The following is a 16,094-nucleotide window of genomic DNA, read 5'->3' on the forward strand; positions in this document are numbered from 1 at the left end:
ACCGTGGTGCGCGTGCGCGCCCAGGCGAGCAAACGTTTCACACCTAAGTTCGCAAACACGGCCTGCAGGTGCACGCGCGGTGGTCGATGCTGGTGCAGCCGGCACGTCTTGGGTGTTCTTGAGCGAAAGGGAGTCCTCGAATGACCAGAGTCGTACGCGCCCACACGCCGCTGGGCGAAGAGCAGCTCATGTTCCGCTCCATGCGCGGCATGGAGGGGCTGTCGCAACTGTTCGAGTTCGACGTCGACCTGCTGAGCCCGAGCATGTCGATCGACATGAAGGCAGTGCTCGGCAAGCCTCTCGCGCTCGAGATACAGACGGCCGGGAAACCGCGCTTCCTCAACGGCCAGATCGTCCGCTTCACGATGATCGGCAAGGAAGGCGACACCTCGCGCCACATCGTCTACCGCGCGAGCGTGCGGCCCTGGCTCTGGTACCTCACGCGCAGCAGCGACTGCAAGATCTTCCAGAACAAGTCGGTGGTCGAGATCCTCGAGGAGGTGTTCGCCGACTACGGCTTCGCCTTCGAGAAGAGGCTCGGCGGCAGCTACCGGCAGTGGGAATACTGCGTGCAGTACCAGGAAACCGACTTCGCCTTCGTCAGTCGCCTGATGGAGCACGAAGGCATCTACTACTTCTTCGAGCATGCGAAGAACCAGCACACGCTGGTGCTGGCCGACGACATCGGCGCGCACGAGCCCCTGCCGGCCTATCCGAAGATCAGCTACCTCGCCACCGACCGCGACCTGGCCCCGTTCCAGGAAGTGATCGACCAGTGGCAGGTCACGGAAGAAATCCGCCCCGGCAGCTACGTGGTGGACGACTTCGACTTCAAAAAGCCTCGCGCCGATCTCATGAACGTGCGAAACCAGCCGCGCGGCGGCGATCACGGCCAGTACGAGATGTACGAATGGCTCGGCGGCTTCAGCGAGTCCGAGCAGGGCGAGCACTACGCGCGCATCCGCCTCGAGGAGGCGCAGGCACAGGCCGAGCGCGACATCGGCCACACCAATGTGCGCGGCATGGCGCCCGGCTACCGCTTCACCATGCAGAACTGCCCGCGCGAGGACGACAACCGCGAGTACCTCGTGGTGTCGGTCTCCTATGCGCTGCGCGAGGGAGGCTATGCGAGCGGCAGCGAACCCGGCTCCTGCAGCTTCGACTTCGCGGTACAGCCCGCCAGCTGCGCCTTTCGCGCGCCGCGCGTGACGCCGATGCCGCGCGCCAACGGCCCGCAGACAGCCACCGTGGTGGGCAAGGCAGGACAGGAGTTCTGGGTCGACCAGTACGGCCGCGTGAAGGTGCAGTTCCGCTGGGACCGCTACGGAAAGAGCGACGAGAACAGCTCGTGCTGGGTGCGCGTGTCCAGCGCCTGGGCCGGCTCGAACTACGGAGCAGTGAACCATCCGCGCCGGGGCCAGGAGGTGGTGGTCGACTTCATCGGAGGACACCCCGACCGGCCGATCATCATCGGCCGCGTCTACAACGCCGACCAGATGCCGCCGCTGGAGCTGCCGGCCAAGGTCACGGTGAGCGGCTTCGTCAGCCGCAGCAGGGACGGCTCCGCCGCCAACGCCAACGAGTTCATCCTCGACGACGCGCCGGGCTGCGAGCTGGTGCGAATCCATGCCGAGAAGGACTTCGAGATCGACGTGGAGAACGACCTGAGGATCCACGTCGAGAACGACGAGACAGAGACCATCGACGGCCACCGCAACACCCACGTCCTGAAGACCGACACCCTCACCGTCGACCGCACCCGCGACACCATCGTCAAGCAGAAGGACACCGCCGAGTACCGCAACGGCTCGAAGCTCACCGTCTCGGGCGCGCTCACCGAGCATTTCTTCGACAACCGCATCGAGACCACCACCAGGCTCGGCTCGAAGGAGACGGTGCTCAGCGGCCAGTCGGAGGTCGTCGTCAACGCGGGCCTGCGCCACGAGACCTTCGACAAGGGATTGCTGGTCGACGTGAAGGAGGGCATGGACGAGGAGATCCACACCGGCAACTCCATACTGAAGACGCTCGTCGGCAACCGGCAGGAAACCTACCAGACCGGCTGGCAGCGCAACGTCGTGGGCGGCGGCGGCAAGGACAACATCAAGGGCGGCCTGGAGGAAACCATCGAGACGGGCGACCACAACTCGACCGTTTCGTCCGGCAACTACCACGGCAAGGCGCAGAAGGTGACCATCGAGGCCACGGCGGGCGACGTCGACATCAAGGCCAGCGGCGACTTCACCTTCGAGGGCAATCACGTCAAGCGCGTGAACCGCGTGCTGCTGTGGGACTGGTCGCCCACGGCCGTGCTGGCCACCGGACTCTCGAGCGCGACCTACGGCGTGAACAACAGCAACGCCGGCCTCACGATCACGAGCAACATCAAGAAGATGGACGCCACCGCGCAGATCCTGAACATGTACGCGCACCAGGCCAACTTCGGCGCCGTGAGCTTCTCGAACGTGGTGGCCGAGGAGCACGCCGGAGGCTTCTGGGGCGCGCTCAAGGGCTTCGTGCTCTTCGGCTGAGCGCCCAGGCCGGATGCCGGATGTCTCCTTCTCGATCTGGTGGGTGCTGGCTCCGCTGCTTGCGTGGCTGGCGTTCACCCTGTGCGTCACGCTCGTGCGCGAGCGCCGCCGGCATTCCGCAAGACTCGCACGCACGCGCAAGGCCGTCGGCATCCTCGCGAACGGCACGCCTGCCATGGCGCAGGTGATCTCCCTTCACGACACGGGCCAGCGCCTCTCGGGCGAAGGCACCACCTGGGCGATCGCGAAGCTGCATCTTCGCGTGCAGGCCACGGCGAGCAACGAGGCCTTCGACGTCGACCAGACCACCGCCATCGCCCTGCCCGACCTGCCCGACCACGCGGCCGGAAAAGCCATCGCCGTGCGCTTCGACCCGGCGAGCCGTGAAGTCGTCCTCGAGCGTCGCGGCAACTCGCCGGTCCACCACGGTGCCGACAGCTCCCGGCCTCGCCCACCCGCGGAGGCTGCCGGCTGATGAAGACCGTCAAGCCCTTGCGCCTTGGCATCCTCACCCGGCCTTACCGCTGGCAGGGCGTCGACCAGCTCGGCGTGGCCGTCACGGCATTCGCCAGCCTGGAAGCAGAACCCAAGCTCATGGCCGACCAGGAGTTGTGGCAGACCGTCGGCGAGGAAATCGGCGGCATGGGCGTGTTCGACATGGGCGTGCCCAAGTGCATGCCGGAAGTGCTGGCGAGCGGCCGCGCATACACCCGCCACCAGCAGGACAAGACCGCGTGCGCCGTGCGCCTGCGCGTCGCCGGCCTGGAGAAGTCCCTGCACGTATCCGGCGACCGCTACTGGCTCGACGGCCGGCTGAGCGCGCCGCAGCCTTTCGAGGCGATGCCGCTGGACTGGGCGCATGCCTACGGCGGGCCCGACGTGCCGGAGAACCCCGCCGGCATTGGCGCGTTCGACGAGCCGGTCAACGGCGTGCGCACCCGCCGCGCGCCCAACGTGGAAGCCGTTCATGGGCGCGTGCGCTCGCGCGGGCAGGAGGTGACACCCGCCAGCTTCGGCCCGGTGCCCATCGACAGCCCCCGGCGCATGGCCCTGATGGGCAGCAGCTTCGGGCAGCACTGGCTCGAACAGCACTTCCCCGGTTTCGCCCCGGACATGGACTGGCGCTTCTTCAACGCCGCGCCCGAAGACCAGCGCTGGCCGGCCCTGCAGGAGCTGCCGCCAGGTGCTCCCTACGAGATCCTCAACATGCACCCGGACAAATCGGTGCTGGCCGGCACCCTGCCCGACTGGCGCACGCGCTGCTTCGCGAGCTTCGACAAGGAGGGCAACGGGCTGCGCGAGATCGGCCTGCGGCTGACCACCGCCTGGTTCTTTCCGCATCGCGAGCGCGTGGCGCTCGTCTGGCATGGCGTGCTGCCGGTGCGCGAGGACGACGCGGCGGACGTGCGGCACATCATGCCGGCGCTGGAGTTGCCCCAGCAGCCGCGCACGCCCGAGCACTACCAGTGCGTGCTGCTCCAGCGGCTGGACACCGCGCGAGGCGGCCTGCTCGCCTTTCGCGACAGCGACCTCGCGCCCAAGGCCATTCTCGGCAACTGGAGCGTCCTCGACGCACCCGACCCGATGGCACGGCCGCTGGTGCGCAACCTCCGCGCCGGACAGCAGCGCGACCACGAAAGCCGGCGAGCCGAACTCATCGCGCTGGGCGTGGACCCCGACAAATACCTGCCAGCGCCCCTGCCTCCAGCCGCGCCGCCGGCCTTCGACGACGTGCCCGAGTATTTCGGGCGAATGCAGGAAGAAATGATGGAAGCCCGACGCAAGCTCGAGGCAGAAGGCGCGCAGATGCGCCGCAGGCAGGAAGAAGAAATCGACCCGGTGCTGCTCGACAAGAGCCGCGGGCAGCCGCAGCGCTTCGATCCGGACGCGCTCATCCGGCAGCTCGAACAGCTTGCCGCCGCGCCAGCCACCTCGGGACCGGCCCCCGCGCTCATACCCGCCGGAACCACGCAGCGGATGACGGTGCAGATCAGGCAGGGCTACCTCCACGGTGCCCACCTCTTCGACCCCGCGCCGCCCATGCCCTCGTTCCGCTCCGCGAAGCTGCGCCGGCAGCTGGCGGCGGCGGCTCCCGGCGAGCGCGATTTCCGCGGCATGCGGCTTGTCGGCGCCGACCTCTCGGGCATGGACCTGAGCGGAGCGGATCTTTCCGGCGCCGCCCTCGAAGACGCCAACCTCGAGGGAGCCCTGCTCGCGAACGCCGACTTCAGCGGCGCGGTGCTGGCCCGCGCCAGGCTGTCGCGCGCCTCGCTGGCCAATGCGACCCTGCGCAATGCCAACCTCGGCGGCGCGCAGTGCGAGTTCTCGGATTTCTCCGGCGCCGACCTGAGCGGGGCCAACTGCGAAAAGGCGCGCTTCGAGTCATGCAACATGGCCAACACCACTTTCGACCAGACGCGCCTGGCCGAGAGCGAGATGAGCCGGTGCGACTTCCGTGGCTCCGATTGGCACCAGGTGTTCCTGACGAAGCTGCGCATGAACGGCATCGCCTTCGACGGAGCCTCCTTCCGGCAGGTGGTGTGGCTCGAATGCACGCTGGCGGACGTGCGTTTCGTCAACGCGTCACTGGTGCGCTGCGGCTTCGTCACCACCGACTGCAGCCGGTCGACCGATTTCTCCGACGCTCGGCTCGACGCCTGCAGCTTCGCGCACGGAAGCACGCTCGCCGGAGCCGTCCTGCGCCGCTGCGTGCTCAGGCATTGCGGGCTGCGCACCACGCCGCTGACGCGCGCGGACCTGGCGCAGGCGCGCCTGGACAACTGCGACTTCTCCGAATGCGCGCTGCAGGAGGCCAACCTGGAACGGATCGTCGCCGGCGAAAGCCTCTTCGTACGCGCCGACCTCACCGGCGCCACCCTGCGCGGTGCCAACCTCATCGATGCCAACTTCTCCAAGGCGGTCTTCACGCAGGCCGATCTCAGCGGAGCCAACCTGTTCCGCACCGACGTGTCGCAAAGCCTGATCGACGGCACCACCCACCTGCTCGGCGCCTACACGCAGCACGCCCGAACCTTGCCCGCGCGACGCGCCCCTTCCGCCGAATGACCCGCGATGAACTCGTCGACAAGGTCCGCCACGGCATCCAGGTCGGCAGCGCCGACTGCAGGGGATGGGACTTGAGCGGCCTCGACCTCTCGGGCGCGATGATGGACGACGTCGACTTCGGCGGCGCGAACTTCTCGCACGCCAACCTCGAGGGCAGCTCGCTCTCGCATTGCAGGCTGTCGGGCTGCGACTTCTCCTTCGCTCGCCTGAAGGAAGTGCAGTTCTTCCGCAGCCGCATGGATGCCGCGCGGTTCGAAGCCGCCATGCTGGAGGGAGCCTCTTTCGCCGAATGCCATGCGGCGCAGGCCAGCTTCGTGGAGGCAAGGCTCGACTACACCCGGTTCTTTCGCTGCGAGCTGGCGGAAAGCCGCCTCGGGTCTTCCCGGTTCGAACGGGCGAGCTTCATGGAGTCGCAGCTCGGGCGCGCCGATTTCAGCGGCGCGGCGCTGGCCTACGTGACCTTCCACCGGCTCGACCTGAGGACGGCGGTCTTCCAGGGCGCGTCGGCCACGAACGCAATGTTCCTGGAGTGCGACCTGAGCGGCCAGCGCTTCGCCGGCCTTTCGCTGCCGATGTGCCAGTTCACCGACAGCCGCCTGGACGGCGCCGACTTCGGCGGTGCCACGCTCACCCGGGCCAACTTCAAGGGTGCGACGCTGAAGCGGGCGAACTTCTCGAACGCGGACGCGTGCCAGGCCCTGTTTCCGGAGGCCGACCTCGGTGACGCCGACTGCAGGGGCGGACGCTTCGACCAGTCGATCTGGGCGGAGGCCTTGCTGGAACGCGCCGATTTCTCGGGAGCCCGCCTGCCGCTTTGCGTGTTCCACCGCGCACGCTGTGCCGGCGCGAGCTTCCGCGATGCCGCGATGCAGGATGCCGACCTTTCGTATGCCGACCTGAGCGGCGCCGACCTCGGTGGCGCGCACTTCCTGCGCACCCGCCTGCATCGCGCGCAGCAGCAAGGCGCCCGGTTCTCCAGCCGCGCCGGAATCATCGAGAACGAGCCCGAACTCTTCAAGGCGCAGGCCTGGTCCGGCCCGCACTGAACCCCGCATCCGACAACCCGCTTTCCGAAGAAACACACCAACCAACATCGAGAAGGAATCAGCCATGAATGTCGTTCCACTGCGCCCTGCCCCCGCGACGACCGCCGCGCCGGTCCATTTCGTCGGCCGGCTGACGGCCTCGCTGCCCGATGCGAACCTCGAGGTGGAAGACGAGCACGGCGAAACCTGGCGCTGCCGCCGCGCGGCCAGCTGCCTGCTGCGGCCCGAGGCGGGCGACACCGTGCTGCTCTCCGGGCCCGACCGCAGCCGGGTGTACCTGATCGCAGTGCTCGAGCAAGCCGACGGTTCGGTCAGCCGGCTCGATGCTGCCGGCGCACTCTCGATCGAGAGCCCGGGCGGCCTGCGGCTGAGCAGCGGCGCGGAGCTGCAGATGCGGGCCGCGCAATGGAACCTCCAGGCCGACAGCGGCCAGTGCCGTGTCGACGACATGCGCTTCACCGGCCAGGCGCTCGATGCCACGGTGGGCCGGCTGCGGCTGGTCGGCCAGGTCTTCGAGTCGGTGGCGGACCGCGTGGTGCAGATGGCACGCAGGGCGCTGCGCGTGGTGGACGAGACCGAACAGGTCCGCGTCGGCCATCTCGACTGCGAAGCCGGCGGCACCGCCCGGCTGCACGCCCGCCACACTGTGGTCACGGCCAGCGACCTCGTCAAGGTCGATGCCGCGCAGATCCACATGGGCTGACCCACCCCCACCGAAAGGAGCGCCGCCATGTTCGCCAACTGCCAGCTGATGGGAATGGCCCTCGCCTTTCCCGACGTCTGCAAGACGCCGCCCGCCGCGATGGCGCCCATTCCATACCCCAACATGGCGTTCGGCCCCACGGCCGTGCCGAACGCCTGGAACATCCTCTTCATGTGCATGCCCGCGCACAACATGGCGACCACCACGCCGATCACGCTGGGCGACACCACGGGCGCGGGCGGCGGCATCGTCTCGCAGACCTTCATGAGCCAGTCGCGGCACGTGACGGGTGCGTTCACCGTGCTGGTCAAGGGCACGCCGGCCACGCGCATGACCAGCCTGAGCACGCAGAACCGGGGCAACATGGTGGGCATGCGGATCGTGCCCAGCCAGTGCAAGGTGATGATCCTGTCGCCCTGAAGCCAGGGGCGCAGCCCGGGTAGCCGGAACCGGGCCGGCCCCATATCCGGCCAGCGGATAAGGAAGCGCGCAAATCTTCGTTCGCCGCGCAGGCATCGCGGCCTAGAGTGCCCAGCTCCTTTCGCCGTTCTCCGGAGTTGTTTTCATGCCTTCCCCTTCGCGCGCGCCCTCCGCTTCGTGGCTGCGCCGCCTTGCCCTGCCGCTGGGCGGCCTCGCCCTCGGCCTGGCGCTCCAGCTTTCCGCCCACGCCGCCGACCTGCGCGTGGGCTTCATGCCCGGCCCGTACCGCGATGCCTTCACCAACGGCATCGAGCCCCAGCTGAAGAAGCTGGGCTACACCGTCAAGTACGTCGAGTTCAGCCAGGGCGTGCAGCCCAACGACGCGGTGGAGCGCGGGCAGATCGACGCCAACATCTTCCAGCACACGCTGTATCTCGAGGCCACCAACAAGCAGCAGGGCTTCGACCTGGTACCGGTGGTGCACGTGCCGACGCCGCCGATGGGCCTTTACTCGCAGCGCCACAAGTCGCTCGACACGGTGCCCGACGGCGCCACGGTCACGCTGCCTTCGGATCCGGTGAACGCGGCGCGCGCGCTCAACATCCTCGCGGGCATCGGCTGGGTCACGCTCAAGCCGGGTGTGAGCCCGATCTCGGTGTCGGAGCGCGACATCGTGGCCAATCCCAAGCGCCTGAAGCTGGTGCCGCTGGAAGCCGCGCAGGCTCCGCGCTCACTGGCTGATGCCGATATCGCCGCCGTGCAGGGCAACTTCGCGATCGCCTCGGGGCTGAAGCTGACCGAGGCACTGAAGCTGGAGAACATGACGCTGCCCTACGTGAACGTGGTGGCCGTCAAGCGCAGCAACGAGAAGGCGAAGTTCGCGCAGGACATCGCGGCCGCCTACCAGTCGGCCGAGTTCCAGCGCTTCTTCAAGGCAAACCCGGCATGGGCCGGCTACCGGCTGCCCGACTACTTCTCGCAATGAGCCTTCCGAACAAGACCCGGCCGCGGCAGCTGCACCTCAACGTCAACATCCTGCATTCGGGCTTCGTGCCCTCGGCGTGGCGCCTGCCGGAGAGCGACCCGTGGGCCTTCGCCGACATCGCGCACTACATCCGCACGGCGCAGATCGCCGAGGCGGGCAAGCTCGATGCGGTGTTCCTCGCGGACAACGCGGCCATCGTCGACCAGATCCACTTCCGGCCGATCACCGCGCTGGAGCCCACGGTGCTGCTGGCCTGCGTGGCCGCGGCCACCACGCACATCGGCCTGATCGCCACCGCCTCGACCAGCTACAACGAGCCCTTCAACATCGCCCGCCGCTTCGCCACGCTCGACCATGTGAGCGGCGGCCGCGCAGGCTGGAACGTGGTGACCACGGCCGACCTGCCCTCCGCGCGCAACTTCGGCCTCGACGCCGTGCCCGACCATGCGAAGCGCTACGCACGCGCCTCGGAGTTCACCGACATCGTGAAGGCGCTGTGGGACAGCTGGGAGGACGACGCCTTCGTCGGCGACAAGGCCACCGGCAGCTTCATCGACACGGCGAAGGTGCAAGCCATCGCGCATCGCGGCGAGCACTTCGCGGTGCAGGGGCCGTTGAACCTGCCGCGCCCGCCGCAGGGGCACCCGGTGCTGGTGCAGGCCGGAGCCTCGGCCGACGGGCGCGAACTGGCGTCGCGCCACGCGGAGGCGGTGTTCTCGGCCTCGCAGTCGTTCGAGGAATCGCTGGCCTATGCGCGCGCCCTGAAGACTCGCGCCGCCGAGCTGGGTCGCGGCCCCGACGCGGTGAAGGTGCTCGCGGGCCTGACCACCATCGTCGGCTCCACCGAGGCCGAAGCCATCCGCCGACGCGACGAGCTGGTCGACCTGATTCCGTGGGACTACAGCCTCACGCGCATCGCCGGCACGCTGGGCATCACGCCCGACCGGCTGAAGCTGGACGAGCGCCTGCCCGACAACTTGCCGCTGCCCGCCAATGGCAACGGCAACCACACCTTCTTCAACGCGGTGGTCGCTGCCGGCCGCACGCACGGCTACACGGTGCGCCAGCTGATCCGCGAGCTCGCCGGCGGCGGCGGGCACCGCGTGATCGTCGGCACGCCGGAGCAGATCGCGGACGACATCGAGCGCTGGTTCAAGGCCGGCGCGGCCGACGGCTTCAACCTGATGCCCGATGCGCTGCCGCACGGGCTGCAGGATTTCGTCGACGGGGTGGTGCCGATCCTCCAGAAGCGCGGGATCTTCCGCACCGAGTACGAGGGCCGCACGCTGCGCGACCACTTGGGGTTGGCGCGGCCTGGCGGGCGAACCGCGCAACGACTGGCTGCCTGAAGCGCGACAAACAAGGCAAAGTAAAAGGCCGCGAGAACCGCGGCCTTTTTCGTTTTCCTTTTCGTCACTCCTCGTCGGCGTCGTTGCCCGTGAGCGACAGCACTTCCTCGACGAAGGCCTCGAAGAGCGGCAGCTCCGCGGGCAGGCCCTCGATGGATTCGGCCTCGCCCGCATCGAAGAAATGCGGCTTGCCCACCGGCATCGAGGCCCATTCGCCGGCTTCCAGCAGCAGCCCCAGATAGCCGTCGGCGGTCGGCACATAGAACAGCCCCGCACTCTCGAGCACGCGCTGCCCCTTCTTCTTGCCGCGCCCCCAGCTCACGCCCTGCCCGGCCAGGTGTTCGGTGATCCAGCCGTCGCACACGTGCGTGTCGCGCCAGCTTCCCTGAGCATCGAATACGGCCAGAACGGGCATGGGGCGTCCTTTTCTGAAGGCTGAAGGAAGAGTTATTGCAGGAAGCTGGGCTTGGCGTAGCCCTGGAACTTGCTGTCGACCACCGCCTTGAACTCCTTCGAGCGGTAGGCCTCGGCGATGTCCTTGGCCCACTGGGTGTTCTTGTCGGCGGTCTTCACGGCGACCACATTCAGGTAGTAGTCGGGCGTCTTCTCGAGCACCACGGCCTCGGTGAGCTTCAGGCCCGACGAAATCGCGAAGTTGCCGTTGACGATGGCGTACTCGGTGTCGCCGAGCGAGCGCGGCAGCTGGGCGGCTTCGAGCGGAATGAACTTCAGCTTCTTCGGGTTCTCGGCCACGTCCTTTTCGGACGCGCGCAGCGGGTCGATGCCGGACTTGATGGTGATCAGCTTGTTCTGCTCCAGCAGCACCAGCGCGCGGGCCAGGTTGCTCGGGTCGTTCGGCAGCGTCACGCGGTCGCCTTCCTTCACGTCCGCCAGCGTCTTGCGCTTGGTCGAGTACACGCCCATGGGCGCGATCGGGCCCTGCACCAGTTCGGCGAGGTCGAGCTTCTGGTCGGCAGCGAACTTCTTCAGGTAGACCTGATGCTGGAAGAAGTTGGCGTCGAGCGAGCCCTGGGCCAGCGCGAGGTTGGGCTGCACGTAGTCGTTGAACTCGACCAGCTTCACCTTGTAGCCCTTCTTCTCGAGGATGGGCACGATGCCGGCCTTGAGCTGGTCGGTGTTGGAGCCGGCGGTGCCGCCGATCACCAGGTTCTTCTTGGCGGGGTCTTGCGCGTGGGCCTGCAGCGAGAGGCCGCCCAGGGAAAGGGCTGCCAGCGACAGGGCGAGAACGGAACGGCGCAGGAAAACGGTCTTCATGAGATTGGAGAAACAGTGAGAAGGGAAAGAGGGATCAGCGCTTGTCGAGCCTGCGTGCCGTGGCGTTGCCGGCGAATTGCAGGATCTGTACCAGCACCACGAGCAGTGCCACGGTGAGCACCATCACGTCGGTCTGGAAGCGGTAGTAGCCGTAGCGGATGGCCAGGTCGCCGATGCCGCCGCCGCCCACCACGCCGGCCACGGCCGAGTACGACAGGAAGCTCACGGCCAGCACCGTCAGCGCCAGCACCAGGCCCGAGCGGGCCTCGACCAGCAGCACGCGCCAAACGATCTGCAGCTCGGTCGCGCCCATGGCATGGGCCGCCTCGATCACGCCGCGCGGCACTTCGCGCAGGCACTGGTCGACCAGCCGCGCCAGGTAGGGAATGGCCGCGAACGACAGCGGCACCGCGGCCGCCAGCGGCCCGATGGAGGTGCCCGCGATCACCCGCGTGAACGGCACCAGCGCCACCAGCAGGATGATGAAGGGGAACGAGCGCACCGTGTTCACCAGCCAGTTGAGCACCAGGAACGCCGGCTTGTTCTCCAGCGACTGGCCTGGCCCCAGCAGGAACAGCAGGATGCCCAGCGGTCCGCCGATCAGCACGGCAGCCGACAGACCGATGGCCAGCATCATGAAAGTCTGGCCGGTGGCGACCCACAGCTCGGGGAGGATGGGGGCGATGTTCTCAAACATAAGCCAACTCCTGTGCGCCTACCTGAACGGATGATTGCGCGGAACGGGATTCGCGCGCCTCGCGCTCGCGACGGCGCACCAGCTCGTCGATCTCGCGGCCCAGCGCGGTCTTGCGCTCGGCGTCGCCCGCGGCGTCGACCGCGAACTGCTCCACCAGCCGGCCCTTCTCGAGGATGGCCACGTTGCGGCACAGCACCTCGACCACCGACAGCTCGTGCGTGACGATCACGATGGTCACGCCGATCTTCTGGTTGATGTCGCGCAGCGTTTCCAGCAGCGAGCGCGTGGTCTCGGAGTCGAGCGCCGAGGTGGGCTCGTCGCACAGCAGCACCTGCGGGCGCGGCGCCAGCGCGCGGGCGATCGCCACGCGCTGCTTCTGGCCGCCGGAAAGCTGGGCCGGGTAGGTGTCGATCTTCTCGGCCAGGCCGACCAGGGCCAGGCATTCGCGCACGCGGGCGTCGATCTCGGCCTTGGAGTGGCGGCCGTGGATCTTCAGCGGGAAGGCCACGTTGTCGAACACCGTGGCGTTCTGCAGCAGGTTGAACTGCTGGAAGATCATGCCGATGTTCTGGCGCGTGTCGCGCAGCTCGCTGCGCGAGAGCGTGGTGAGGTCGCGCCCGCCGACGAAGACGCGGCCCGCGTCGGGCCGCTCCAGCAGGTTGATGAGGCGCAGCAACGTCGATTTGCCGGCGCCGCTCTTGCCGATCAGGCCGAACACGTCGCCCTGCTGGATGTCGAGCGACAGCGATTGCACGGCGTCGAACACCTCGCCGTTGGGCAAGGCGAACGATTTCTGCACCGATTGGAGACGGATGACTGGCGCCGCGTGATCGCCGCGGCCCTCGTCAGGCGTAGGGTGGGTCATGGAGAAGAAGCGCGGCCCGAGCGGATGGCGCAGGTCGCGTAGGTTCGCAAAAAGGTGCCGAGTATGAAAAGAAACGCAGCGAAAGGGAACGAACAAATCGGCGCTTGCTTATGCACTGGAGCACATAAGGACACACCCTACACCGCTTTCCGTCGCCATATGGGCCATATGGATATGAGCATTGGTTCGTTCCCTTCGGCACCGGGCAATGCCACATTCGCGCCTTCATTTTTTCGATTCGCGCAACGACATGCACACCAATTTCCGCCGCCGCACCTTTGCCCTCGCCACCCTGGCTGCCGCCCTCTTCGCAGGTGGCAGCGCCTTCGCGCAGGACAAGAACTCGATCAAGGTCGGCGTCTCCGTCGGCAACGGCGAGCAGATCTTCGAGGTGGTCAAGAAGGTCGCCGCCAAGGACGGGCTGAACATCCAGGTCGTGGTGTTCAACGACTACCAGTTGCCCAACGCCGCGCTGGCCTCGGGCGACCTCGACGCCAATGCCTTCCAGCACCAGCCCTTCCTGGACAACCAGAACAAGGCGCGCGGCTTCGACATCGTGCCCGTGGGCCTGACCATCACCGCGCCGCTGGGCTTCTACTCGCGCAAGCTCAAGTCGATCGACCAGCTGCCCGACGGCGCCTCGGTCGGCATCCAGAACGACCCGTCGAACGGCAACCGCGCCCTGCTGCTGCTGCAGCAGGCCGGCCTGATCACGCTGAAGCCCGATGCTGTGAAGAACAACAACGCCACGCCGCTGGACGTGGTGACCAACCCCAAGAAGCTGAAGCTGGTGGCACTCGACGCGGCCCAGCTGCCGCGCTCGCTGGACGACCTGACCATCGCCTCCATCAACAACGACTACGCCGAGAAGGCCGGCCTGTCGCTGAACAAGGACGCGGTGATCAAGGAATCGCCGAAGAGCCCCTACGCCAACCTGATCGCCGTGCGCCGCGCCGACAAGGACAAGCCCTGGGCCAAGCGCCTCGTGGCGGCCTACCAGTCGCCCGAGGTGAAGAGCTTCATCGAGACCCAGTTCAAGGGCTCGCTGGTTCCGGCGTTCTGACACGCACCCGGTTGTCCCCCTTGCCCCCGTGCGCTCGCGCCGCGCCGGGGGCTTTTTCTTTTTACGCCTGACATGTGTCTGAAGGTATCTTTCGGGCTTCATCAACCCGGAGGGTCCTTTCCATGTTCTCTCGACGCACCTTTTCCGCCGGCCTTGGCGCCCTCGCGCTGGCCGCCGCGACCACCGCTCCGGCGCAGCTCGCACCCAGGGAAGCCGGCAACCAGGCCCTCGGCCAGATCAGCGTGAGCGGCTCGGCCGCCGTGCGCGTGGCGCCGGACGAGGTCTATCTCACGGTCGGCGTCGAGAGCCGGGACAAGAACCTGCAGGTAGCCACGACTGACAACCGGGAGCGCATCGCCAAGGCACTGGCGGTCATCAAGCGCTACGGCATCCCCGAGAAGAGCGTGCAGGTCAACTACATCGACGTCCAGCCCACGTACGACTACCAGAGCAGCTATACCGTCCCGAAGGCCTACGTGGCCCACAAGAGCATCGGCATCAAGGTCACGAAGCTCGACACCTTCGAGCCGCTGCTGACCGACCTGTACGCGGTGGGCGTGAACCAGGTCGAGAACATCGAATTCCGCAACACCGACATGCGCAAGCACCGCGACAAGGCCCGCGAGCTGGCGGTGATCGCGGCGCGCGAGAAGGCCGACGCGCTGACCTCCCAGCTGGGCGTGAAGCGCGGCCGCGCGATGCGCATCAGCGAAAGCTCGGGCTGGAACTGGGGCGGCTGGGCCGGCCGCTACCGAAACGAGGGACAGCTGATGCAGCAGAACGTGATGCAGGTGGCCCCGCGCTCCGGCGGCCAGGGCGAAGGCGGCGAAGGTGACCTGTCGGTCGGCCAGATCAGCATCACGGCCACGATCAGCGTGGACTTCCAGCTTGAATAACGCTGCTTCCGGGGTCATCTGTCACCCGTGAGAAAATGGCGGGTTCCCCCGGGACACCCTCCCCTACACAGCCAGACAGTCAGGACACCCCATGGACGCAGAACAAATCAACCAAATCGGCGCAATGCTTGCGGACCTGAGCGCCCGCACGGTCGATTTACGGAGGTATCTTTGACTACGATGCCAAAGCCGAACGCCTGAGGACGGTCAACGCATCGCTCGAAGATCCCAACGTCTGGAACGACCCGAAGAAGGCCCAGGAACTGGGCAAGGAAAAGAAGTCGCTCGACGACGTGGTCGTCACGCTCGACCGGCTCACCAGCGGCCTGTCGGACAACACCGAGCTCTACGAGATGTCGAAGGAAGACGGCGACATCGCCGGCCTGCAGGCCATCTCCGATGACGCCGAAGCGCTCGAAGCCGACATCAAGCAGCTCGAATTCCGCCGGATGTTCAGCAATCCGGCCGACCCGCTGAACGCCTTCATCGACATCCAGGCCGGCGCCGGCGGCACCGAGGCCTGCGACTGGGCCAGCATGCTGCTGCGCCAGTACACCAAGTACGCCGAGCGCAAGGGCTTCAAGGCACAGCTCGAAGACGAGACGCCCGGCGACACCGCCGGCATCAAGAGCGCCACCATCAAGGTGGAAGGCGACTACGCCTTCGGCCTGCTGCGCACCGAAACCGGCGTGCACCGCCTGGTGCGCAAGTCGCCCTTCGACTCGTCGGGCGGCCGCCACACCAGCTTCGCCAGCATCTTCGTGTATCCGGAGATCGACGACTCCATCGAGATCGAGATCAACCCGGCCGACGTGCGCACCGACACCTTCCGCGCCAGCGGCGCCGGCGGCCAGCACATCAACAAGACCGACTCGGCCGTGCGCCTGACGCACATCCCGACCGGCATCGTGGTGCAGTGCCAGGACGGCCGAAGCCAGCACAGCAACCGCGACGTGGCCTGGAAGCGCCTGCGTTCGCGCCTGTACGACCACGAGATGCGCAAGCGCCAGGAAGAACAGCAGAAGCTGGAAGACAGCAAGACCGACGTGGGCTGGGGCCACCAGATCCGCAGCTACGTGCTGGACAACAGCCGCATCAAGGACCTGCGCACCAACGTCGAAGTCTCGGCCACGCAGAAGGTGCTCGACGGCGACCTCGACGTGTTCATCGAAGCCTCTCTCAAGCAGGGCGTGTAAAA

Annotated in this window: 15 protein-coding genes; 11 read left to right on the forward strand and 4 right to left on the reverse strand. The window is 67.3% G+C overall.

Annotated elements, in window-relative coordinates; translation table 11 throughout:
- Positions 1 to 140 precede the first annotated feature (140 nt).
- The 8 genes from ABL840_RS28270 to ABL840_RS28305 all read left to right on the forward strand — a co-directional run bounded on the left by ABL840_RS28270 (position 141) and on the right by ABL840_RS28305 (position 10,100).
- The gene (locus tag ABL840_RS28270) at positions 141 to 2,531 is read left to right on the forward strand and encodes a type VI secretion system Vgr family protein (protein ID WP_093305268.1); all 2,391 of its coding nucleotides are present in this window, start codon (positions 141 to 143) and stop codon (positions 2,529 to 2,531) included.
- 13 nt (positions 2,532 to 2,544) lie between these two features.
- Entirely contained in the window at positions 2,545 to 3,006 is a 462-nt protein-coding gene (locus ABL840_RS28275; protein ID WP_093305270.1) for a hypothetical protein, read from the forward strand.
- Positions 3,006 to 5,597, forward strand: coding sequence for a DUF2169 family type VI secretion system accessory protein (locus ABL840_RS28280; protein WP_093305271.1), 2,592 nt, complete (start codon positions 3,006 to 3,008; stop codon positions 5,595 to 5,597). The genes ABL840_RS28275 and ABL840_RS28280 overlap by 1 nt, the downstream gene beginning before the upstream one ends.
- Positions 5,594 to 6,643 carry a pentapeptide repeat-containing protein gene (locus ABL840_RS28285; protein WP_093305272.1) on the forward strand — a complete coding sequence of 350 codons (1,050 nt, stop codon included), beginning with the start codon at positions 5,594 to 5,596 and terminating at the stop codon, positions 6,641 to 6,643. The genes ABL840_RS28280 and ABL840_RS28285 overlap by 4 nt, the downstream gene beginning before the upstream one ends.
- 64 nt (positions 6,644 to 6,707) lie before the next feature.
- Entirely contained in the window at positions 6,708 to 7,346 is a 639-nt protein-coding gene (locus tag ABL840_RS28290; RefSeq protein ID WP_093200280.1) for a DUF3540 domain-containing protein, read from the forward strand.
- 27 nt (positions 7,347 to 7,373) lie between these two features.
- Positions 7,374 to 7,766 (forward strand): DUF4150 domain-containing protein, encoded by a 393-nt coding sequence (locus tag ABL840_RS28295; protein WP_093305274.1) that lies wholly within the window; start codon positions 7,374 to 7,376, stop codon positions 7,764 to 7,766.
- A gap of 145 nt (positions 7,767 to 7,911) precedes the next feature.
- On the forward strand, positions 7,912 to 8,751 hold the full coding sequence (locus tag ABL840_RS28300; protein ID WP_093200277.1) for a MetQ/NlpA family ABC transporter substrate-binding protein: 840 nt from the start codon (positions 7,912 to 7,914) through the stop codon (positions 8,749 to 8,751).
- Positions 8,748 to 10,100 carry an LLM class flavin-dependent oxidoreductase gene (locus ABL840_RS28305; protein ID WP_093305276.1) on the forward strand — a complete coding sequence of 451 codons (1,353 nt, stop codon included), beginning with the start codon at positions 8,748 to 8,750 and terminating at the stop codon, positions 10,098 to 10,100. Before ABL840_RS28300 ends, ABL840_RS28305 begins: the two co-directional genes overlap by 4 nt.
- A gap of 64 nt (positions 10,101 to 10,164) precedes the next feature.
- On the opposite strand, the gene ABL840_RS28310 is transcribed toward ABL840_RS28305, so the two are convergent.
- The 4 genes from ABL840_RS28310 to ABL840_RS28325 are packed head-to-tail and all read right to left on the reverse strand — an operon-like array spanning position 10,165 to position 12,937.
- Positions 10,165 to 10,515: a hypothetical protein gene (locus tag ABL840_RS28310; RefSeq protein WP_093200271.1), complete on the reverse strand. Its 351-nt coding sequence runs from the start codon at positions 10,513 to 10,515 to the stop codon at positions 10,165 to 10,167.
- 32 nt (positions 10,516 to 10,547) lie between these two features.
- On the reverse strand, positions 10,548 to 11,375 hold the full coding sequence (locus ABL840_RS28315) for a MetQ/NlpA family ABC transporter substrate-binding protein (protein ID WP_093305278.1): 828 nt from the start codon (positions 11,373 to 11,375) through the stop codon (positions 10,548 to 10,550).
- Positions 11,376 to 11,409: 34 nt separating this feature from the next.
- Positions 11,410 to 12,072, reverse strand: coding sequence for a methionine ABC transporter permease (locus tag ABL840_RS28320; protein WP_093200265.1), 663 nt, complete (start codon positions 12,070 to 12,072; stop codon positions 11,410 to 11,412).
- On the reverse strand, positions 12,065 to 12,937 hold the full coding sequence (locus tag ABL840_RS28325) for a methionine ABC transporter ATP-binding protein (RefSeq protein WP_093305576.1): 873 nt from the start codon (positions 12,935 to 12,937) through the stop codon (positions 12,065 to 12,067). The genes ABL840_RS28320 and ABL840_RS28325 overlap by 8 nt, the downstream gene beginning before the upstream one ends.
- Positions 12,938 to 13,187: 250 nt before the next feature.
- Between ABL840_RS28325 and ABL840_RS28330 the strand changes: the two genes are divergently transcribed.
- The 3 genes from ABL840_RS28330 to prfB all read left to right on the forward strand — a co-directional run bounded on the left by ABL840_RS28330 (position 13,188) and on the right by prfB (position 16,092).
- The gene (locus ABL840_RS28330) at positions 13,188 to 14,000 is read left to right on the forward strand and encodes a MetQ/NlpA family ABC transporter substrate-binding protein (RefSeq protein ID WP_093305578.1); all 813 of its coding nucleotides are present in this window, start codon (positions 13,188 to 13,190) and stop codon (positions 13,998 to 14,000) included.
- A gap of 122 nt (positions 14,001 to 14,122) precedes the next feature.
- A complete protein-coding gene (locus ABL840_RS28335; protein WP_093305279.1) occupies positions 14,123 to 14,896 on the forward strand; it encodes an SIMPL domain-containing protein in 774 nt (257 codons plus the stop codon).
- A gap of 91 nt (positions 14,897 to 14,987) precedes the next feature.
- A protein-coding gene (prfB, locus tag ABL840_RS28340) for a peptide chain release factor 2 (RefSeq protein WP_103893603.1) occupies positions 14,988 to 16,092 on the forward strand; the annotation gives its coding sequence in 2 pieces (ribosomal slippage) (positions 14,988 to 15,068 and positions 15,070 to 16,092; 1,104 coding nt in all).
- The last annotated feature ends 2 nt before the right edge of the window (positions 16,093 to 16,094 follow it).

It is taken from the genome of Variovorax sp. NFACC27 (assembly GCF_048301545.1).
Taxonomy (GTDB): Bacteria; Pseudomonadota; Gammaproteobacteria; order Burkholderiales; family Burkholderiaceae_C; genus Variovorax; species Variovorax gossypii.